This is a genomic window from Pseudomonas sp. NFACC43 (assembly GCF_900119645.1).
Classification (GTDB): domain Bacteria; phylum Pseudomonadota; class Gammaproteobacteria; order Pseudomonadales; family Pseudomonadaceae; genus Aquipseudomonas.
In genome coordinates this window covers 59936-81515 of the sequence record NZ_FPKK01000008.1, presented here as the reverse complement: position 1 = coordinate 81515, position 21580 = coordinate 59936, and the positions used below count along the sequence as shown (strand labels likewise).

Here is a 21580-nt window from a genome sequence, read left to right as displayed (position 1 = left end):
AAGTTCAAGTCGATGGACCGCCGGTCCAACGAAACGTCGGGGCGCTGCCTGCGGTCTGTAGATCATCGAAAGCACGAGGAGCAAACGGTGGATTATGTTGGATGGGTGCAATGGCCCGCGATGGTGGTGACGGTACTGGCGGCCTGGCTGATCGGCTCGCGCCAGCCGCGCCGGCGGGTGGCTGGGTTCAGTTGTTTCATCGCGAGCAACATCCTATGGGTGATCTGGGGCCTGCATACGAATGCCTATGCACTTATCGTGTTGCAGTTCTGCCTGTGCGCCATGAACCTGCGGGGGTTCAGGAAGAACACCACATAGCGCTGCGAACCGGGGGCCCTGCGCTCATTTCATCGTCTGCCCGATGGCCTTCACCAGGTCGATCTGCTTGAACGGCTTGGTCAGACGCGGCAATTGCGTGGCGAAGCCTTCCAGGCGTTCGGCATAACCGGTGGCCAGGACGATGGGCAAGGTGGGCTGCCGGTCACGAAGCAGTTTGGCCAACTGCGCGCCGTCCATCTGCGGCATGGCCATGTCGGTGATCACCAGGTCGATGTCCTGGTTGGATTCGTACAGCTCCAGGGCCTGGGCCCCGGAGGACGCGCAAAGGACCCGGTGTCCCAGGTCTTCGATCAGCAGCCGGGTACTGGTCAGCACCAGGCTGTCATCGTCCACCACCAGCACCAGCAACTCCTGGGTCATCAGTGAAGCCGAGTCCTGCACCTGGGCCTTCTCCGATACCTGGGCTTGCGCCACCGGCAGCCACAGTTCAGCGGTGGTGCCCACGCCCTTCTCGCTGAGCAGCAGCAGGCGGCCGCCCAGCTGTTCCGCCAGGCCATGGACCATGGACAACCCCAGGCCGGTGCCCTTGCCCACTCCCTTGGTGGTGAAAAACGGTTCGACGGCCGAGGCCAGGGTCGCTTCATCCATGCCCTCGCCCTCGTCGATGATCGACAGGCATACATAGCGCCCGGGCTTCATGGCGGCCTGTGGCGAGGCCGGGGTATCCCGTCGCTCATCGGCCGCGATCAGGATACGCCCCCCGTTGGGCATGGCATCACGGGCGTTGGTCGCCAGGTTGAGGATCGCCAGTTCCAGTTGGTTGACGTCCGCCAGTACGGGGGAAAGGTCAGGGGCAAAGGAAGTCTGGATGTGGAACGACGGGCCCAGGGAGCTTTGCAGCAAACCACTGATGCCCTGCACCAGGGCCGGCAACTGGACCGATTCGGACGTCAGTTTCTGCCGACGGGCAAACGCCAGCATCCGCTGGGTCAGGGAAACGCCGCGCAACGCGCCCTGGGTTGCGTTGTCCAGCAGTTGGGCAAGCTTGGGGTCGCCAGGCATGCGCTTGCGAACGATCTCCAGGTTGCCGAGGATCACCGTCAGCAGGTTATTGAAATCATGGGCGATACCACCCGTGAGTTGACCGATGGCTTGCAGCTTCTGGGACTGGAACAGCGCTTCGCGGGCTTGCTCCAGGGCCAACTGCGCCTGGGTGACATCCGTGATGTCACGGGTGATCTTGGCAAAGCCCAGCAATACGCCGGTATCGCTGCGGATCGCATCGATGACCACATGGGCCATGAATTGCGTGCCGTCCTTGCGCACCCGCCAGCCTTCGCCTTCGAAGCGCCCCTCCCGGGCCGCCGTACTGAGGGCCCGTTGCGGCAGCCCGGCGGCACGGTCCTTTTCGGTGTAGAAACGGGAAAAGTGCTGGCCGATGATTTCCGCTTCCTCGTAGCCCTTGAAGCGTCGGGCACCGGAGTTCCAGCTGATGATGATGCCCGTGGGATCGGTCATGTAGATGGCGTAGTCGACCACGGCATCGATGAGCAGGCGAAAACGCTGTTCTTCGTTGATGAGGATGGGCTTGTTGTCGTTATCGGGCATGTTGGCCAAGGCATCCGTGGAGGCGATTTTGCGAAGTATGGGGCAAGTCTGCTCTCAGGAAAAAGCACCAGGCAAGCCCGACGGAACATTCGGGTGGGCCATCTGGGGGTGTTCCTCCGTCACTGACCACCAGCGCGGCAACAAGTGCCGCACCCTGGCCTCGCCGAAACGGTCGTCGATCAGCATGACCACGCCACGGTCCTGCTGGGTACGAATGACCCTTCCCGCGGCCTGGACGACTTTCTGCAACCCCGGATACAGGTAGGTGTAGTCATAACCGTCGCCGAAGATCGCGGCCATGCGCTGCTTGATCTGCTCGTTGACCGGGTTGAATTGCGCCAGGCCCAGGGTCGCGATGAACGCGCCGATCAGGCGGGAGCCCGGCAAGTCGACACCTTCCCCGAACGCCCCACCCAATACCGCGAAACCGATGCCCCGGCCATGTTCCTCGAAGCGTTCGAGGAAGGCTTGGCGGGGGGCTTCTCCCATGCCCCGCGATTGCGTCCAGGTGGCGATGTTCGGGTGACGCTCGGCAAACAGCCCGGCCACCTGCTGCAAATAGTCGAAACTGCTGAAGAATGCGAGGTAATTGCCGGGACGCGCGCTGAACTGGCGGGCCATCAACGCCACGATCGGTTCCAGGGATGCCTGGCGGTGGGCAAACCGAGTGGAAATCCGGCTGACCACCTGGACGTCCAGCTGTTCGGCCTGGAATGGCGACTCCACATCGATCCAGACCGTGTCCGCCGGCGTGCCCAGCAGGTCGGCATAATAATGCCGGGGGCTCAGGGTCGCGGAAAACAGCACGCTGGCCCGGGCGGCCGTGAACCGTGGCCGCAGGAAACCGGCCGGCACCACGTTGCGCAGGCACAGGATGGACCGGCTGCGCTGGCTGTGCGGCTCGCGCTTGTCTATATCGAACAGAAAGTGCTCATCGAACGACTCCGCCACCCGGGCGAACTGCAAGGCATCGAAGTAGAACGCCTGCAATGCGCTGTCCAGGCCCTGGGGATGGTCGTTGAGATAATCACCGATGGCCGTCGTGCATTGAATCAAGGCCTGCAGGAGCTTGTCCGGCGGTTTGTCGTAGGCCTGGTAGATCGCCAGTTGTGGCGCGTGCAGGGCGTTCCATTGCCGGTGGACCCGCTGCAAGGCTTTCTTCAGCGGTTCGGGAGCGCTCTTGCGCACGGCGGCCAGGGTCGACTGGTCGAGGGTCGCGCTGTACATCTGCCGGCCCCGCTCCACCAGGTTATGGGCTTCGTCCACCAGGGTCGCGACGGTCCAGCCATTGGCCTGGGCCAGGCCGAACAGCAAGGCGCTGAAATCGAAGTAATAGTTATAGTCGGCCACCACCACATCGGCCCAACGGGCCATTTCCTGGCTGAGGTAGTACGGGCACACCTGGTGGGCCAGTGCGATCTCCCGCAACGCGGCCTGATCCAGCAGCGTGACCTGGCTCGCGGCCTGGCGGGCAGCCGGCAGGCGATCATAGAACCCACGGGCCAGCGGGCAGGACTCGCCGTGGCAGGCTTTGTCCGGATGCTCGCAAGCCTTGTCCCGGGCGATCATCTCCAATACCCGCAACGGCATCGACGGCGCGCTGCGGGTCAGCACCCGTGCCGCATCCAGGGCCAGTTTGCGACCCGGGGTCTTCGCCGTGAGAAAGAACACCTTGTCCAGTTTCTGCGGCGCCAGGGCCTTGAGCATCGGAAACAGGGTACCGACGGTCTTGCCAATGCCGGTGGGCGCCTGGGCCATCAGGCATCGACCGGTGCTGACGGCCTTGAACACCGACTCGGCCAGGTGTCGCTGTCCCGGCCTGAAGCCGGCGTGGGGAAAGGCCAGGGCCAGTGCACCGTCGTTGCGGGCCTGTCGATGGGCAACCTCCTGCTCGGCCCAGGCGAGGAACAGCGCGCACTGTTGCTCGAAGAACTCCCGCAGCTGGGTCGCCTCGAAGCTTTGCGCCAGGCGGGTTTCCCTTTCGCTGACGATATCGAAATACACCAGCGCCACATCGATGCGCGGCAGTTGCAACCTGTCGCACATCAGCCAGCCGTAGATCCTGGCCTGGGCCCAGTGCAACTGACGATGATTGGCCGGTTGCCGCGACAGGTCGCCCCGATAGGTCTTCACTTCCTCCAGGCAATTGCACAGCGGGTCATAACCGTCGGCCCGGCCCCTGACCTTCACCCCACGGTAGCTACCTTCGAGGCTGACTTCGGCCTGATAGCCCTCACTGCGCCGCGACGCCACGGTGCGATGACCGACGATACCCTCCAGGGCCGTGGGCGACGGGGTGAATCGCAGGTCCAGGTCGCCTGTCTTGGCGGTGAACTCGCAGAGTGCCCGCACGGCGATGCTGTACACCGGCTCCTGGCTCATGCGCCCTGTTCCATCCATTGCACGTAGCACACGGCGACCGGCATCCGATGCTCATGGCAGAACTCCAGCCAGCGCAACTGATTGTCTTGCAGGCGATCGCCGGGGCCTTTGACTTCGATCATCCGGTAGGTCTTGTGCTGCGGCCAGAACTGGATCAGGTCCGGCATGCCGGCGCGGTTGGCCTTGATATCCAGCAGCAGGCGGTTGAACCAGTGTTTGAGGTGCTCGGCCGGCAGGCAGTCCAGCGCCTGGTTCAACAGCTCTTCGGACAAGGCGCCCCAGAACACGAACGGCGACTGGATGCCCCACTTTTCCACGTAGCGCCGGATAATGGTGTGCCGATAGCGGCCGTCGTCCAGCTCGGCAAAGCAGTCCGCGAACAGGTCGGCGCGACGGGCGTGGAAATCTTCGTTGAGCAGGTCTACCGGACCACGCTGGAACGGGTGGAAAAACGCCCCGGGCAACGGTGCGAATATCGCCGGCCAGCACAGCAGCCCGAACAGCGAGTTGATCAGGCTGTTCTCGACGTAATGCACCGGAGCGGCTTCATCGTGCAGGTGGGCCTGGACGTGATATTCCACCGACAGGGTCGGGTCGATGCGCGGCAGTTGCAAGTCCAGGCGCTCCACTTCCCGGGCCAGCATGCGCGGCACCGGCGGGCCGCCGAGCTTGCGCCGCAGGCGGGGCACGATCCTGAGCAGGGCCTGGGCCTCGGCGGCGTCCTGGGGGGCCCCCGCAGCCTCTTCGCTCAATGCCAGGGCCAGGGCGTACTCGCCGATGCGCTCCAGCACACGGATCATCCGCAAACGGGCCCCGGGGTAGGTGCAGTCACGGTAGATGCCCAGGGCCAAGGCAAAGTCGGCGATGCGTTCGCCATACTGGCCGACCTGGAACAACAGCTTGCCCCGGCGGCGCTCCAGCCACGGGTTGCCCAGCTCCAGGGCATTGACCTGGGCGACGATGTCCTGGGGGGCCTCACCAGCTTCCAGGCGTTGCTGGCACTCGTACAGGAATACGCAGGCATCCACGTCCCGACGGCTGCGCAAGCCCCGTGATTCGGCGCTGAACGCCACGGTTTCATAGGTAAAGATGCCCAGGTCTGCCAGTACGAATTCCGACCAGTCCTGATAGAGGTTGCCGAAGAACATCAGCCGCAGACGATCGCAGATGCCCATGATGGTCAAGCTGTACAGCCGATCCTCAAGTTGCGGACACCAGGCGTGGAACGGCTGCGGCTCGTTGAACTGCTCGCCCAGGGCCTGGAGCCACTCGGTCTTCTTCGCCTTGGGCCGCTCGATCAGGTGCCCCAGGCACAGGAGAATTTCCGGTTTGAGCAGTACGTCGAACAACTCGGCGAGGCTTACGGGAACCTGTTCGACGACCCAACCCAGGGCCAGCAACGGTTCGACGGCGGTGCCGATGTCACCGATTTCGCAATAACTGAGCTTGCTGTGCCGAAAGCGCAAGCCCTTGCGCATCACCATTCGCACCAGCAGGGCCTGGGACGCTCGGGGGACCGCTGCGAACTCATCGATGAAGCGCTGTTCCTCGGGGCTGAGCACATCGGCATAACGCTGCGTCAACCAGGCGAGTACCTGCTGGAAGTTGTTCAGATAGTAGAACGGATCGTCGAGGGGGTTGGCGGTCACGGAAAGAAGCGTCACAAATACTGGTTATGCGTACAGATATCAGCAACGAAGGGCACAGGCAACTGCAAAAGATGAGCGGTCTCCTATATTTAAAGGTGAAATCCTGCGGCCAGCGATGAACTTTCCTACAACAAGCGAGACCAATGGCGGTTGACTACAGTAGTGGCGCGGTCGAATCAGCCTGACCGCGCCTTTGATCGAGAGGTTATGGATATGAACATCAGATTTCTGGGCCTGCCTTTGGCCGCTGCCGCGTTCCTGGCGCTGGCCGGTTGCTCGACGCCGACCGTGGTGACCCTGCAGAACGGCACCCAGTATTTGACCCAGGACACCCCCAACACCCGCACCTCCGATGGCTTCTATGAATTCGAAGACATCTCGGGCAAGAAAGTCCGGGTTCGCGCCGACGAAGTGGCGACGATCCGCAAGGAAGACTGATCCTCTACAGGCCCTCTGCCCCCGGGGGGCCGCTCTCGCTCAGCGGACCTGATCGACATCCATTTCCAGGGCCAGGCCGCCCTCGTCGCAACTGATGGTCGCCCCCGTCCTTCGCAAGGACTGTTCCTGCATGCGCAGGCAATGCTCGTATTCCTGCCGGTTGGAACGATCGATACTGATGTTTCCGGTGATGCCCGGCCTCTTCGCCGCCTCGATGTCCACCCCGATCCAGGGCCTGGGCATCTGCAACTCGAAACGCGGCAGGTGCGAAGGCGCATCTGCGCGGTGGTCGCCCTCGGCCATGGGCAACTGGTCGGCAGAGATGCCATACCGGGTCAGGATCGACTGATCCGGTAGATCCGCCAGCACGCCAACCGAAACCATTGCCCCCATCAGACCGATGAACAACCCTTGTCTACCCTTCACTGCAGTACCTCTCCTCATACGTGACGAGGGGACATGACCTCATGCGGTGCCGAAGCCTTGACGGCCCGGTTTCCCTCCTGGTCGATGCCCCCTCTCACGTCTTCCTCGAATCAAGTCAATCAGGCGAACACAAGGCCGTCGCCTCCTACCTGGGCCAGTCCGACACCCACCAGGGTCACGGAGCTGTCGCCTACCTTGAGCAAGGTGTCGTTGCCCACCTGCGACAGGTGCTGGCGGTAGTCGTAACCCGCGCCGGCGCCTTGGACGCCCAGGAACACCAGTGTGTCGCCGGCATCATACCCGCTGATGCGGTCCTGGCCGAACGCGCCATTGAAGATAAACGTGTCCTGTCCGCCACCGGACTGCATCACGTCGTTGCCCGAACCGCCCACGAAGGTGTCGTTCCCCGCGCCGCCCACCAGCACATCGTCGCCGTCCAGGCCGAACAGCCAGTCGCCTGTCGCCCGGGCCGCCAGGGTATCGTTGGCCGCACCGCCCTTGACCGCTGACGCATACGCGGTGACATGGCCATCGCTGACCAGGCCGTTCGCGGTGACGCTGTGGCTCACCTGATCCTTGAGCAGCCCCCAGAACGAGCCGGACTCCTTGCTCACCAGCGTGCCGATGTCGCGGGTCATGCTGATCTCCCCATGGGCGTCACGCACGTACAGCGTTCCCGCCCCATCATGGGCGAAACTGAAATCCTTCACCGACTGTTGCAGCTGCAAGGTGTTGTTGCCCTGACCGCCCAGGATCACGTTGTAGCCGCCACTGTCGCGAAAGGTGTCATTGCCGGCGCGTCCCTCCAGGTAATCGCTGCCCTGCCCGCCCTGGATCAGGTCATCCTTGTCGCTGCCGATGATCAAAGTGCTGCCCGTATGAGCCTCGGCGTTGCGATTGAGGTCCTGCACCCACGTATTACCGCGTGCCGGGTCCGAGAGGTTGGCGACCACGATGGTAGAGTCTTTGCCGGTGAGGTCATAGAACGCGGAGTCCATTATCCGCCCCATGCCGTCGCCGTAGCCCGTGGGCAGGTGGGAAATCCAGGTCGGGATGTTGAGGATGGAAAACGGCAGCACGTTCCATGCCGCCGAGGCGTAATGGTCGTTGAAGCTGACGATGTTGTTGGTCGCCGAGTCCTGGTGCGCGTCATGTACCCCCACCGACGACAGGTTGAACGTCGAGCCGTCCAGCGCCCGGAACACCGGGTCGTTCTCGTAACCGATGTTCAAGACCTTGTCACTGGCGCTTTGGGTGGGTGATGCATAGGCGATGTAGTTCGCGCCGCTGTAGAAGCCCCCCCACTTGTCGCCGCTCAGGTCCGCCAGGCTGTTGACCGCCAGCCCGCCCAGGCTGTGGCCGCTGACCAGTACGTCTTCGCCTGTCAGGCCATGGGCCCGGGCAAATGCCGCGACATCGCCGAGCAGGTTGCCGAAGGCTTCGCCGACATAGTTTCTGGCGAAGTCCTTGGGGCCCAGCGCGGCCATCACATCATGGATTACATCGCCGATGGAGTCGCTGATCAGGTTTTCACGAGGACCGCTGGTGCCGCGAAAGGAAATCCCGATTTCCTTGAGCTGCCCGTCGGCATCGTACTTGCCGAGGATTTCCACCTGGGCGGTGGTATAGCCGGCCTTCTCGCCAAAGAACGTTCCCCGGCCGTCCACCTTGCCGGCATAGCCCAACTGGGAGGCGCTGATGGGGGTCCAGCCGGCCTTTTGCAGCGCTTCCAGGGCCAGCTTTTCCGAGTCGGGATTCCATGGCACGCCGGGAATCACCCCTTGGGAGTCGGTGCCTCCCAGCAGGGCCGTCACCAAGGTCGCGGGCAGGCCGGCGCCGAAGCCGTTCTGCTGGTACCCGGCGGCAAAACCGTGGTCGAGGTTGTGATAGGAATACAGCATGATCGCCATCGCATCGCTGACCAATGCCTTCGATTCGATGGTGCCGAAGTTCTTGTAGTCGTAGATTCCCATGGTTGTTGCACTCTTTTTGTTGTTGGAATGAGTGGATATGCCTTGCCCGACGCGCTCGCACAGCAGCGGCCGGGCAACGTTTTCAGAAGCGCCAGTCCAGCGTCAGGCCGACGCCGTGGTTCTTGTCCCGGGAACCGAGCAGGCCGTTGTAGTCCAGGTTGAGCTGGACGTCCTTGGCCACCGCCAGCCCGGCACGGGCCCCCACCACCGCCGCGTTGCGGTCCATGGACACGCTCTGCACCGCGAAGGTGCTGCCACCGCCGACGAACGCCAGGTCCTGCTCGGAACGGGTGTCGCTCAGGTTGTGCTGCCAGCCGAGGGTTCCGGACAGCTGCAACTGCTGCGTCCTGGACAACGCCAGGGTATGCCCGGCCCGCACGCCCAGCGTCGACAGCAGCGCGTCGCGACGGTCGTCACCGGCACGCAAGGCCGCGGCGTCGCCCTTCTCATGGAAGCTGTCGCTGTCCAGGTGCACATAGGCCAGGTTGGCGAACGGCTCCAGGGCCACGGGTTCAAGATCAAGGCGATACGCCGCCTCGGTGAAGAACTGGGCGGTGCGGGCATCACGCTTGGTTTTCTCCCGGCCGTTCACCTCGTTGAATTGCAGGTCGCGCTGGACATCGATGCGATGCCAGGCGTAGGCACCACCCACCGTCAGGCGCAGGGCATCGATCTCATGCCCCAGGTACGCCCCTAGGTGATAGCTGTCTGCCTTGGCTGACGAGTGGGTGCCATCCCCCATGCTCAACGAACTGTCGCTGTACCCGGTGACGAAGCCCAGCCGCGTCCCGTCGGCGACCAGGCCATCCACACCGGCCAGCAGACCGCCAATGGAGCTGGTGGAACTGGCGTTTTCGTTGCCGCCGTCGCTTTTGCCCCAGGCTCCCAGGACCTTGACCCAGGCATTGCTGCCGGCATCGGTCGGCGCGGCGGCGTCGTACAGCGCGTCCTGACGCAACCGGTCGGTCACCGCGTCGCGCAGATGACGGCTGTCATTGATCAGCAACGTGCCGATGGCCGGGTGGATCTCGCCGGACAGCTGTTGGAATGCCTGTTGCGCCACCGCGGCGCTGGGGGACAGCAACAACGCTTCATACAAGGCGTTGCCCGCCCCCAATTGCTCGGCTGCGCTCGCCACGGCGCGCTGGTTGGGCGTCAGGCCAAGGCTGCTGAAGGAGGTCGCGTTGCGCGCCACCGCCAACTGGATGCCACTGGCGGAATACGCCAGGTCGCCGCCCAGGAACGCATAGTCGGGCAACACCTGATCGAAGCGCCCTTCAATGCCGCCGGCCGCCTGCAGGATGTTGAATTGCCGGCCCAGCAGGCTTTTCACTTCACCGGCGGTGAGCAGTGTCGGGCTGTTTTCCAGAGACAGGGATACCGTCGCCCCGTCGATGATGGCCTTGCCGCCGGCAACGATCAGGTCGCTGGAGACAGGAGACACCTCTACCGCGTAATTCGAGCCGGGCTCGAAGGTCACGTCTGCGGCCACCTGCAAGGTGCCGATGGAGTTGCCCGGTGCCACGCTGGCGCCGCGGTTCGCCGTCAGGCTGGCGATGCGACCGTTGCCGCCGAGGATACCGCCCTCGTTCACGGTCACGGCCGAGGCCAGGGAGCCGGTGACCGCCAGCCGCCCTTCGTTGACCAGGGTCGGTCCGCTGTAAGTGTTGTTACCGGTGAGCACCAGGGTGCCGATGCCTTCCTTGGTCAGGCCGCCGTGCCCGGAAATATCGTTGCGCCAGACATCCAGGCCGCACTGTATGCCACTGCACACTCGCTGGGTGGGCAGGCCTGCATCGATGACCGCGCCGATCCCCGGCAGATTCGCGACGAACTGGCCGGAGCCATAGGCGCCATCGACCCGAAACGCTTGGGGTATATCCTGCGCGGTCACCAGCATCGACGGCCCGTCGATGGCCTTGCCCAGGTTGATCATGCCCCAGCCGTACAGCGCGTCGACACCCGGCGCGCCCATGTCCGTGGCCGTGGTGCGCAAGACGCTGGCCACCTGGGCACCGGTCATGTAGGGGAAACGCTCCATCAGCACCGCCACGCTGCCGGCCACATGGGGCGCGGCCATGGACGTACCGCTCTTGTTGGCGTAGCCCACGGTCAGGTCGTCCAGGCTGGTGCCGCCGATCACGGCGCTGTAGACCCGGGTGCCCGGTGCCGAAACGCAGAAACTGGCGGTATAGCCACAGCGCGAAGAGAAGGTGCTGATGGTGTACGGGTCGGCACTGCTGGTGTCAGGGTTGATCTGCAGGGCCGCCACCGTCAGCCAGTTGGGGGCGATGTCCGGCACGAAGTACGCCAGGCCCGCGATGGCGTCGGGGTTGTTGAGGTTGTAGTCGTTGCCGGCGGCGAAGACGGTGACGATCCCGCTGCGTGCCGCGGCGATGGCCCCTTCGTAGGCGCCCCCGGCCCGGGTACCCAGCAGCGGTTCGATCTGGTCGAACTGCAACTGCGCATCCTGCACGGTGAAATGCGCAAATGCCGGGTCACGGCCGCCCTGGTCGAAGCGGTCAGTGATGCCGATGCCCCAGCTGTTGTTGATGATCCGAGCCCCGCTGGCAATCAGCGCATCCCAACCGGCCTTGTACACCGCGCCATCGTTGCCCCGGATAATGCCGTCTTCAGGCCCCGGGTCGCCGTTATCGGCGCTGATGATCTGCGCATCGAACGCCACGCCGTGCATCGACCCGCCATCGCGGCTGCCGGCGGCGATCCCGCCGACGTGGGTACCATGGGAGCCGAGCTTGCCATCGGAGCCCACCGTGGGAGAGCCGTCATAGCGGAACGGGTCGCCGGCCTTCACCGGAATGTACGGGTCGGTGTATTCGCGAATGCCGCTGGTGACCAGGGTCACCACCTTGTCGGTGCCGGAGAATTCCGGGTGGGCGGCATAGACCGGTTGATCGAAGATACCCAGCTTGACGCCCTTGCCAGTGTAGCCGGCGGCGTAGGCCTGCTGTGCATTGATCGCCCCAAGCCCCCACTGCGCATCGAATTCGGCGCTGCGCCAACTGGCCGGATCCCCGGGCCGGCCACCCTCGACGTAGGGCGCCGCCTGGGCCGTGGCCAGGGTAGCCAGGGCGCAGAGCATGGCGCGGTTGAGCGTCCTGGGCAGGAACAGGCGCCCCGGTAGCGAGGGGTATTTCTTGTTATCGGTCTTCATCACGAACCATCCTTAGTTGTTGCAAGAATCCTTGGGTTGCCTTGGTCGGCTATTGCCCCCGTGTCACGAAGGCCTCGTCCACTTTCGCCAGGTCCTGTTCCCCCAGGGTGCCGGCGTAGTAGTGCAACTTGGTCCAGGCCATGAGGTAGTCATAGCGGGCCTCGGCCAGGTCGCGGCGTGTGGTGTAGAGCTGCTGTTCGGCATTGAGCGCATCGAGGTTGACCCGTTCGCCGCCCAGGATGCTCTGCCGGGTGGACACCACCAGCGCTTCGGCGGAACTCAGGGCTTTCTGGTAGGCCCGCAGCTTGTTCGCCCCCGACACACAGGCGCTGAACTGGCGGCGCAGCTCGATCAGGGTTTCGCGGGTCTTGGCATCCAGCTCGTATTCGGCCTGTTCCATGTTGCGGCTGGCCTGGCGGGTCGACGCCGAGACCCCGCCGCCGGCATACAACGGCACGCTGACTTCCAGGCCGATGGTGTTGGTGTCGTAGCGCTGGTTATAGGTGTTGCCGCTTTCGGACTCGTTCTGGCGCATCGTTGCATAGGCGCTGATGGTGGGCAGGTGTCCGGCGCGGTTGCGTTCCACTTCAAAGCGGGCCACATCTACCGCCTGGCGCTGGGAAGCCAGGGTCGGGTTGTTGCTCACCGCCAGGCCATGCCAGCTGTCGAAACTGGCCGGTTGCAGGGTGAACACCTGGAAGGTCTCGTTCAGTGGCGCCAGGTCGCCGATGTCCAGCGCCGGCACACCGATCAGCGCGCCAAGCTCACGCAAGGCGGCATCCTGCTCGTCGCGGGCTTCGATTTCTTCGGCAATGGCCAGCTCGTATCGCGACTCGGCCTCGAGGATGTCGGTGCGCGTGCCTTCGCCCTGGCGAAACATGTGTTCGTTCTGCCGGAACTGCTGTTCGAACGCCCGTTTCTTGGCCTGGGCGATGTCGATCTGATCCTGGGCGAACAGCGCCTGGGTGTAATGGCTCAGCACCCGCACCAGGAGCTCCTGGCTCTTGCTGCGGAAATTTTCATCGGCGAACAATGCCTGCGCCACACCCTTGCGATAGGCCGCGTAGGCCTCGTAGTCCAGCAGCGGCTGTTGCAAGGTCAGGCTGGAGCCGTAGCTGCTGTAGTTGCGATTGTCATGCTGACTGGCGCCGTGGTCATTGAGATAGGTCACCTTGGATCGGTTACGCCCCTTGTTATAGCTGTAACCCAGGTGAGGCAGCAGCCCCGCACGGCCGATGGCGCGGTTCTCCAGGCCCGCGTCGCGTTCCTTGATAGCCCCGAGGTAGACCGGGTCGTTGCGCAGGGCCTGCTCATAGATCTCGAATGGCCCCATGGCCCAGACGTTGCCGCAGGCGGAAACAGCCAGCACCGCCAACCACTGGAAATACTTCATGCCACCGGACATCCTTATTCTTCGGTCAACGCAGAGCCGGCTCGGTCGAGCAGCGGTTTGAACAGGTAGTTGAGCAGCGAGCGCTCGCCGGTGCGCACGAACATCTGCGCCGGCATACCAGGCTTGATCACCAGGCCATTGAGCTTTTCCAGCGCCTGCTCGCCGACATTGCTGCGCAGCACGTAATACGGCTCGCCGGTCTTCTCATCGAGCATCTGGTCGGCCGAGACCAGGCTGACTTCGCCCGCGACCCTGGGGGTGCGGTTCTGGTTGAAGGCGGTGAAGAGGATGTCCACCGGCAGATGAAGCCCCACCTTGTCGACCAGGTTGACCGGCAGATGCCCTTCCACCTCCAGCCGCGTGCCCTGGGGCACGATTTCCAGCAAGGTATCGCCCTGGCGCACCACCGCCCCTTCGGTGTGCACCCCGAGGTTGACGGCGATGCCGTCGGCGGTGGCAAGGATCTCGCTGTGTTGCAGCTCGAAGCCGGCGGATTTCAATTGCTGTTGCAGGGTTTCGCTCTTGAGCTGGGCATCGGCCAACTGGCTGCGCACTTCCTTCTGGTATTCCTCGCCATGCTGTTGCAGCTTCAGGCGCGACTCGACGATGCCCTGCTCCACCCGGCCGCTTTCACCGGCGTTCTGGGCCAGCTCCTGCTGTACCTGCGACAATTGCCGCTGGTACTCCAGCAAGCGATTGCGCGGGATGTAACCATTGTCCGCCAGGGGTTGCAGGTTACTCAGTTGCGAACGCAGTGAATCGGCCTGGGCGCTCAAGTCGCTGCGAGCCCGACGCATGCCCGCCAGTTGCGCCGTGGCGCCATCGATGCTGGCGCGCAACGCGGCCTGCTCCCGGGCAAAGGCCTCGCGGCGGCTGCTGAACAGCTGGCGCTGGCCTTCGAGCACCAACGCCAGGCGGGGATCAAGGTCATCGCCCAACTCTGACGGGAAGCTGACCTGGCCCAGGTTGTCCCGCTCGCTTTGCCAGCGCGCCAGGCTGGCCCGGGCCATGCGGTACTGGGCCTGCAGCGATTGCACATCGGCAGCGGCCTGGGTCTGGTCAAGCCGGAACAGCGCCTGGCCCTGCCTGACCGCCTCGCCTTCACGCACCAGGATCCGGCTCACCACGCCGCTGCTCATCGACTGCACGGCCTTGCGCTTGCCTGAGACCACCACGGTGCCTTGCACGGCGATGCCCTGGTCCAGGGGCGCCAGGCTGGCCCAGGTGAAAAAACTGCCCGCGCCGATGAGCGCCAATGCCCAGCCCATGCGGGTAAAAAAACGGGCGTCGCGTTCGGGACGCTCGAGGTGTTGTCCCGAGCGCGAAGAATGTTCGAGGCTCATATCGCGATCCTTGTTCATACGCTGCCGGGCTGGCGGTTGGCGTGATACTGGCGGCTCATGCTCACTCCGCTGGGCGCTGCCGGGGGCTTATCCCGTGGAGCCTGGGTTTGTCCGGACAGCTCTCGCAGCACGTCCTGGCTCGGACCGAAGGCCTGGAGCCGGCCTTCGTTGAGCACCAGTAGCTTGTCGGCCTGGGCCAGGGCCGAAGAGCGATGGGTCACCAGGACGACACTGGTGCCCTGGGCTTTCATCAGGGCAATGGCGCTGGCCAGGGCGGCCTCGCCGACGGTGTCGAGGTTGGAGTTGGGCTCGTCGAGCACCACCAGGCTCGGCCGGTCGTACATCGCCCGGGCCAGGGCCACCCGTTGTTTCTGGCCACCCGACAAGCCGCCGCCGTCCTCTCCAAGCAGCGTGTCGTAGCCTTGGGGCATGCGCAGGATCAGCTCATGCACGCCGGCCTGCTGCGCGGCGGCAACGACCTTCTGCGGATCGGCCTCGCGAAACCGGGCGATATTCTCGGCGATGGTGCCGCTGAACAGCTCGATGTCCTGGGGCAGGTAGCCGATGTACGGGCCCAGCTGGTCGCGGTTCCAGCGATGGATATCGGCCCCGTCGAGCCGCACCGTGCCCCCCAGGAGCGGCCATACCCCCACCAGCGCCCGGGCCAGGGTGGACTTGCCGGACCCCGAGGCGCCCAGCACCCCGAGCACTTCCCCGGCGGCGAGACCGAAGCTGACGTGATGCAAGGTCGCCTTGCGTCGTCCGGGAGGCCCGGCGCTGACCTGTTCGAAGCTCACCTGGCCCTTGGGCGGTGGCAATGGCATCGTGTCGTCCTGAGGCGGATAGGCGCGCAACAACGCATCCAGACGGCGATAAGCCAATTTGGCACCGCTCCACTGCTTCCATACTGCAATCAACTGATCGATGGGGCTCAGCACCCGGCCCATCAGGATCGAGCCGGCGATCATCATGCCGGCGGTCATGTCGCCCTTGATCACCAGCACCGCGCCCAATCCCAGTGCCAGGGATTGCAGGCACAGGCGCAGGGTCTTGCTGAAGGCGCTGATCACCGCGCCAGTATCGCTGGCCTGGTTCTGCAGGCCGAGAAAACGCGAGTGCACAGCAAACCAACGATTGCGCAAGGCGTCGAGCATGCCCATGGCCTGGATGGATTCGGCGTTGTGCAGGTGGCTGGTGGCCAATTGGCTGGACTGCTGCGAATAACCGCTGGCCTGCCCCAACGGCTTGCTGGTCATGATTTCGTTCAGGCAGGCCAGACCGATAAGCAACAAAGTGCCGACGGTGGCGAACACGCCGAGCCAGACATTGAACAGGTAGATCACCAGTAGATAGATCGGGAACCACGGTGCATCGAAGAAGGCGAACAGCGCCGGCCCGGTGACGAACTGGCGAATATGGGTCAGGTCGCCCAGGGATTGGCCGGCGTTGCCTTCGCCCTGGAACAGGTTGCGCTCGAACGCGGCCTTGTAGACCTGGAGGTTGAAGCGCCGCTCCAGTTGGCTGCCAATGCGGATGACGATGAAACTGCGGACCATTTCCAACAGCCCGATGAACACGAAAAACCCCACCACCATCAACGACAACATCACCAATGTGGTTTCGTTTTGCGAAGACAGCCCGCGATCGTACACCTGAAGCATATATATCGAAGGTGCCAGCATCAGGACATTAATCAGCGCAGTAAAACAACCGACACTCAACAGAATATTCTTATAATCGCCCAGCGCTTTAATCAGCGGCAGCGCGGCAGCGCTCCTTGCCATGTTCATCGATCTTCCTTGCTGTTGGCTTTGCCAGTGAGTTGATAACTCTGCAACTTGCCAATCTTCCAGGCTTTGTACGAAAAGTGCCTGATCGTCCCTCGGCGATTTTTCGTGCAAACCCTACTCATTCAAGTGGCACACACCCCTGTTCGCACCTGTTTAAACAAGCGAGTGCAAATCGGCGATATTGTACGAACGATTTAACGCGCGCTTTGCGGGATATCGCGTTCAAGCAGGATTTTCAATCCGGATTTCAGCGTCACCTGGTAATGGTCCGTCTGGCGCAATCCCAGATGTGTCCGGGCATTGTGTTTGCCGATCAGCGAAAGCCCATCGGGTTCGGGGAACCAATGCACCGGTTCATCTCCGAGCCAGTGACCCAGGCAATCGGTCTGGCCGCCCAGGCTCTGGTCCGCGTTGAGCTCGATCGTGCAAGTGTTGGACGGTTTGTCCTGCAATGCCTGGGCCGGCGCATTTTCCTGGGGGCCAGACAAGACGGCCCGCCAGACACCAGCCAACTGTGAGGGTTCTGCTAGCAACAGGCTGCGTGCCATGGCGACTTCTCCAAAAAGCGATAGCGAGGTAGCGAGTAGCCAGGCGATTGCCGGGGCGCTACGGTGCATGGAATTTCTACTCATTTCTTGATTCCAACGCTGCCCCTGGGGGCTGGCGCCAGCCGTGCGTCTTCAACACGACCAGCGCCAGCGCCCCAGGGTAGCGATATCAGGCCACGATGTCCGAGACGGCTGCCTGGCCGACGGTGCTGACCAGGAAGTCAGCCACGCCATGGCCGGAGAAGTCCACCGCCAGTACGCTATTGCCACCCGAGGTCGAGAGCACCGCATCGCCCGCCGCACCGGTGAAGGCATTGACGAAATGCAGGCCTGCGCCGTTGGTGATGCCCGTCAGGTCGATCTTGTCCAGGCCACTGACGAAATCGAGGATCTGGTCCGTGGCGCCCGGACGCGAGTCGGAACTGGCCGCGAACACGAAGGTGTCCGAGCCCGAACCGCCCCACAGCTTGTCCGCGCCGCCCGCGCCCCACAGGATGTCGCTGCCGGCACCACCCTTGAGCTCGTTGGCCACTTCATTGCCGATCAGCAGGTCGCTGCCCGAGCCGCCAATGGCGTTTTCGATGGTTGCGCCCTGGGCGATGGACACGTTGCCGACCATGCCGCCAACGTCAGAGAACGAGGCATCGTTGAGATTGATCTTCTGGTTCTGGGTGAAGCCGGAGAAGTCCAGCGTATCGCGTCCGCCCGCGTCCCATACCGAAAACACCACCTTGTCCGACGATGACGAAGCGCTGAGGAAATCGCGACCGGTATTGGAATTGAAGCCGTAGGTCGTATCGCCGGTACGGGTGCTGGTGTTGGCCCCGTAGAGTTTCTGGATGGCGGCGATGTCGTCCATCAACGGTCCGGAAGCATAGGCCTCGACCCCGCCCTTGCTGAAGTTCTGGTCGGTATTGCTTTCACTCCAGTAGCTCATGAGGCTGTAGCCGCGGGTGTCCTCGGCATACGTGGCATCATCGTAGGACGGGCTGCCTTCACCGGCGTTGTAGTCGCCGGGGTGGGCCAGGCCAAGGGTGTGGCCGATCTCGTGGGTCAGGGTCTGGCGACCGTAGTTGTTGAGGTCCGGGTTCTTGTTCTGGGTGTAGCTGCTGTTGATCAGGTACCAGGACGTCCCGTCATACCCCGCGCCGGTACCAGGGAGGTAGGCGAAGGCCGCCGCACCGTCCTGGCCGCTGCTGTAGTTGCCGAAGGTCATGTGGCCGTCGCCGCCGCTGGCCCTTTCGGTAAACGTGACGTTGGCAACATCCGCCCAGGACTGCATGGCCAGGACCGCCTGGCCTTTCTGCTGGGCGCTGAACTGGCTGAAACCGCTGATCCCGTGCTTGTTCATGGTGCTCGAGGAGGCAGAGGTCAGAAAGGTATAGGTCAGCTCGATCTTGCCGCTGCCGTCCCGATCCTGGTAGGCCGCGCCATCACGCAGCAACTGGGTGGCGGCTTCATCCACGGAATACGAAGGCTTGCCGTTGATGGTCAGGTCCCCACCCCGGTCATATTGATGGCTGAAATTATTGATCTGGTTGAATGCGGTACTGGGGGCGGCCAAGGGCTGCGGAGCCCACAGGAGTTGATCGGCAGAATCAATGGCGCTGGTTTTGATTTTCGACATAAACACACTTCCTTGTTTGCAATGGAACAGTTTTTGTCAGACAGACAATCTCTGGCGAGATCGTCCAATCACTCGCCCAATTGAGGACGCAAGAAAACTGACACAATTCGAAATCAAACGTCTAGCGAATTTTTTTCGAATCCGCAAAGCACCCGTTCAAGCAACTAAGCCGGGTACGCGGCGCTGTCCCCGTTAATACGGGCGCTTATCGAATTTCGTTTAGGATTGTCGGACAAAATCCTATTTAAATATTAAATATCGATAAACACGACTTGGCGAAACCCGTCGCAGTTTCAACAACTAAGTGCCAGCGAAACGCTATTAATCAATATCTACCAAGCACTCTACGAAAACTCTTGGGACGAAGGTCAGGCGAGGCGGTTTTCAACGCATGTAAGGAGCATCAAGGCTTTTCGTGTTCACCGACTTTCGCCGCGCAGACTTCTCGCAGGCAACCTCGAAGCCAACGATGCCCGGGGTCGGCCTCCATCCGTGGGTGCCAGAGCATGGCTATCGTGAAGGACGGCACCGCAAACGGCAGCGCAAAACTGTGCAAGCCGACGCGAAGCCGCTCCGTGTAGCGTTCGGGCACGGTGGCGATCAGGTCGCTGGCACCGGCAAGCCCCAGGGCCGTGGAAAACCCGGGGACCGTGATAGCGATGTCTCGCGACAGGTTCGACGCTGCCAGCGCGCGGTCGATGGGGCCGTGATCGAGGTCGCGCAGGGAAACCCCGATATGCCCGCCCGCCACGTAGTCGGCGACGCTGACCTGGGCCAGGCTCAGCGGATGCCCCACGCGCACCACCCCGACGAAACGGTCTGTGAACAACGCCTGGGTTCTCAATTCGGGGCCGGTGTCCTGGTCCACGACAGCGGTTTCCAGGTCCACGCTGCCCTCGCGCAGGGCCGTGCTGTCCTTGTTGGCCTTGTCCACGAAGCGCAACCGCACGCCAGGCGCCTGCTCGGCGATGCGGGCGATGAGGTCCGCCGCGAAGTTTTCCACGAACCCTTCACGGGTGCGCAAGGTGAAGGTCCGGCTCAACCGTCGCAGGTCCGGAATCTGCACGGGGCGCAGCACAGCCTGGGCATCCTGTACCAACTGTGCGACCTGCTCGCGCAACGCCAGCGCCCGTGGCGTGGGGACCAACCCTCGCCCGGCCCGCACCAGCAGCGGGTCTGCCAAGGTGTCCCGCAACCGTGCCAGTGCCCGGCTCATCGCCGACGGGCTGAGCCGCAGCCGCTTGGCGGCACGGGCCACACTGCCCTCCGACAGCAATGCATCGAGGGTGATCAGCAGGTTGAGGTCTGGAACGGACATTCGCACGGCCCTGTACTAAGAGATGGCGTCGTATGCAGCTATAAAGTGCAAATGCTGCGTCTTCCGCCATGTTAAGCCTGGGCGTACCGTTCTGACAGCTCCATTTCAGGAAAGCCGCAGACAGAGGAACCGCGATGAAGCCAGTCAATACGCAACAGTGCCCGCCACTCGACACATCTCCTCGGACCACGGCCTGGCCACGCTGGGCGCTGTCCAGCCTTGCGCTGGCGACGCTCCTGGCTTCTCTCGGCGCCAGTGTCGCTGCAGTGGCCTTGCCGGCGCTGGCCCACGGGCTGAATGCATCGTTTCAGGCGGTGCAATGGGTGGTGCTGGCTTATCTGCTGGCGATCACCACCTTGATCGTCAGCGTCGGGCGCCTGGGGGACTTGCTGGGGCGACGCAGACTGCTGCTGGCCGGGATCCTGCTGTTTACCCTGGCCTCAGCCGTGTGCGGCCTCGCACCGTCCCTGGGGTGGCTGGTCGCGGGACGAGCCTTTCAAGGCCTGGGGGCGGCCATCATGATGACGTTGACCCTGGCCCTGGTGGGCGAATTGGTCGACAAGGACCGGACCGGCAGCGCCATGGGGCTGCTGGGCACCCTGTCGGCGGTGGGTACGGCCCTTGGCCCTTCCCTGGGGGGCACGCTGATCGAGGGGTTCGGCTGGCAGGCGATCTTCCTGCTGAACGTCCCCTTGGGGCTGCTGACGCTGCTGCTCGCCTGGCGCTTCCTGCCTGCACGCGCCAGCGCGACCAGCACCGACAGCATCCGCTTCGATATCCCCGGCACGGTGTTGCTGGCGATGGCCCTGGGCGCCTACGCGCTGGCCATGACCCAGGGTCGCGGGCATTTCGACGGGACTCATGCCGCCTTGCTGGCGCTGGCCGCCCTGTGCGTGGGGTTGTTCATCCGGGTCCAGAAGCAAGCCATATCGCCATTGATTCCCCTGGGGCTGTTGCGTGATCGCCCCATGGTCGGTGGCCTGGCCACCAACGCCCTGGTGGCGACGGTGATGATGGCGACCCTGCTGGTGGGGCCGTTCTACCTGGCCATCGCCCTTGGCCTACCGGCGACCCAGGTGGGGCTGGCCCTGGCCGTCGGACCCGTCACAACCGCGTTGAGCGGGGTGCCTGCCGGGCGCCTGGTGGACCGGTTCGGCGCGGGCACGATACGGTTGATCGGGCTGGCGATCATGCTGCTCGGCTGCGTCGGGCTGACGCTGTTGTCAGCGTCTTTGGGAACGACCGGCTACATCGCGACGATCATGGTGACCACCGTGGGCTACGCACTGTGTCAGACCGCCAACAACACAGCGGTGATGGCCGAAATCCCCGCCAGCAGGCGTGGCGTCATCTCCGCGCTGCTCAACCTGTCGCGCAATCTGGGGTTCTTCACCGGCGCTTCGGTGCTCGGCGCGGTCTTCGCCGCCGCGCTGCCGACGAACGGTATCGGCGCGGCCACTGCCCAAGCGGTCACCAACGGCCTGAATTTCACCTTCGCCGTCGCTTCATTATTGCTGGTCCTGGCTTTGGGCATTGCCTTGCGAAGCCGCGTCCCAGAGCCGTTTCGGGAGGTTGAAGCGTCCCCACCCCGCCAATGATGGCAATATGATTTCCAATGCCCAAGTCATGAT

The 21580-nt window shown here is 63.5% G+C and carries 15 protein-coding genes; 3 read left to right on the top strand and 12 right to left on the bottom strand.

The annotated features are described in order from the left end of the window. Positions 1–87: 87 nt before the first annotated feature. Complete coding sequence (locus BT179_RS15505) at positions 88–318, top strand: hypothetical protein (protein ID WP_072398467.1); 231 nt, start codon at positions 88–90, stop codon at positions 316–318. Between the two features lie 24 nt (positions 319–342). On the opposite strand, the gene BT179_RS15500 is transcribed toward BT179_RS15505, so the two are convergent. From BT179_RS15500 to BT179_RS15490, 3 genes are read right to left on the bottom strand one after another with little or no spacing between them, the layout of a single operon-like run. Then, the gene (locus BT179_RS15500) at positions 343–1887 is read right to left on the bottom strand and encodes a response regulator (protein WP_072398466.1); all 1545 of its coding nucleotides are present in this window, start codon (positions 1885–1887) and stop codon (positions 343–345) included. A 54-nt stretch (positions 1888–1941) separates the two neighbouring features. Further along, positions 1942–4269 (bottom strand): ATP-dependent DNA helicase, encoded by a 2328-nt coding sequence (locus tag BT179_RS15495; RefSeq protein WP_072431182.1) that lies wholly within the window; start codon positions 4267–4269, stop codon positions 1942–1944. After that, positions 4266–5918: a VRR-NUC domain-containing protein gene (locus tag BT179_RS15490; protein WP_072398464.1), complete on the bottom strand. Its 1653-nt coding sequence runs from the start codon at positions 5916–5918 to the stop codon at positions 4266–4268. Before BT179_RS15490 ends, BT179_RS15495 begins: the two co-directional genes overlap by 4 nt. Positions 5919–6131: 213 nt before the next feature. Here BT179_RS15490 and BT179_RS15485 point away from each other — a divergent pair, with 213 nt between their 5' ends. Beyond that, positions 6132–6356 (top strand): YgdI/YgdR family lipoprotein, encoded by a 225-nt coding sequence (locus tag BT179_RS15485; RefSeq protein ID WP_053151286.1) that lies wholly within the window; start codon positions 6132–6134, stop codon positions 6354–6356. Between the two features lie 39 nt (positions 6357–6395). On the opposite strand, the gene BT179_RS15480 is transcribed toward BT179_RS15485, so the two are convergent. The 9 genes from BT179_RS15480 to BT179_RS15440 form a co-directional block, all read right to left on the bottom strand. Then, positions 6396–6782, bottom strand: a complete 387-nt coding sequence (locus BT179_RS15480; RefSeq protein ID WP_072431181.1) for a hypothetical protein — start codon at positions 6780–6782, stop codon at positions 6396–6398. A gap of 119 nt (positions 6783–6901) precedes the next feature. Continuing rightward, positions 6902–8755: a polyurethane esterase gene (locus tag BT179_RS15475; protein ID WP_072431180.1), complete on the bottom strand. Its 1854-nt coding sequence runs from the start codon at positions 8753–8755 to the stop codon at positions 6902–6904. 82 nt (positions 8756–8837) lie between these two features. Then, on the bottom strand, positions 8838–11858 hold the full coding sequence (locus BT179_RS15470; RefSeq protein ID WP_256343848.1) for an autotransporter serine protease: 3021 nt from the start codon (positions 11856–11858) through the stop codon (positions 8838–8840). Positions 11859–11979: 121 nt separating this feature from the next. Further along, positions 11980–13323, bottom strand: a complete 1344-nt coding sequence (locus BT179_RS15465) for a TolC family outer membrane protein (RefSeq protein ID WP_072398460.1) — start codon at positions 13321–13323, stop codon at positions 11980–11982. A gap of 14 nt (positions 13324–13337) precedes the next feature. Beyond that, positions 13338–14684: an HlyD family type I secretion periplasmic adaptor subunit gene (locus BT179_RS15460; protein ID WP_072431178.1), complete on the bottom strand. Its 1347-nt coding sequence runs from the start codon at positions 14682–14684 to the stop codon at positions 13338–13340. Then, on the bottom strand, positions 14681–16456 hold the full coding sequence (locus BT179_RS15455) for a type I secretion system permease/ATPase (RefSeq protein WP_072431177.1): 1776 nt from the start codon (positions 16454–16456) through the stop codon (positions 14681–14683). Before BT179_RS15455 ends, BT179_RS15460 begins: the two co-directional genes overlap by 4 nt. A 194-nt stretch (positions 16457–16650) precedes the next feature. After that, a complete protein-coding gene (locus tag BT179_RS15450; protein ID WP_083568891.1) occupies positions 16651–17073 on the bottom strand; it encodes an AprI/Inh family metalloprotease inhibitor in 423 nt (140 codons plus the stop codon). A gap of 100 nt (positions 17074–17173) precedes the next feature. Further along, positions 17174–18631, bottom strand: a complete 1458-nt coding sequence (locus tag BT179_RS15445) for a serralysin family metalloprotease (protein ID WP_072398456.1) — start codon at positions 18629–18631, stop codon at positions 17174–17176. Between the two features lie 403 nt (positions 18632–19034). Continuing rightward, entirely contained in the window at positions 19035–19949 is a 915-nt protein-coding gene (locus tag BT179_RS15440; protein WP_072398455.1) for a LysR family transcriptional regulator, read from the bottom strand. Between the two features lie 134 nt (positions 19950–20083). On the opposite strand from BT179_RS15440, the gene BT179_RS15435 reads away from it, so the two are divergent. After that, positions 20084–21547 carry an MFS transporter gene (locus BT179_RS15435; RefSeq protein WP_072398454.1) on the top strand — a complete coding sequence of 488 codons (1464 nt, stop codon included), beginning with the start codon at positions 20084–20086 and terminating at the stop codon, positions 21545–21547. Positions 21548–21580 lie beyond the last annotated feature (33 nt).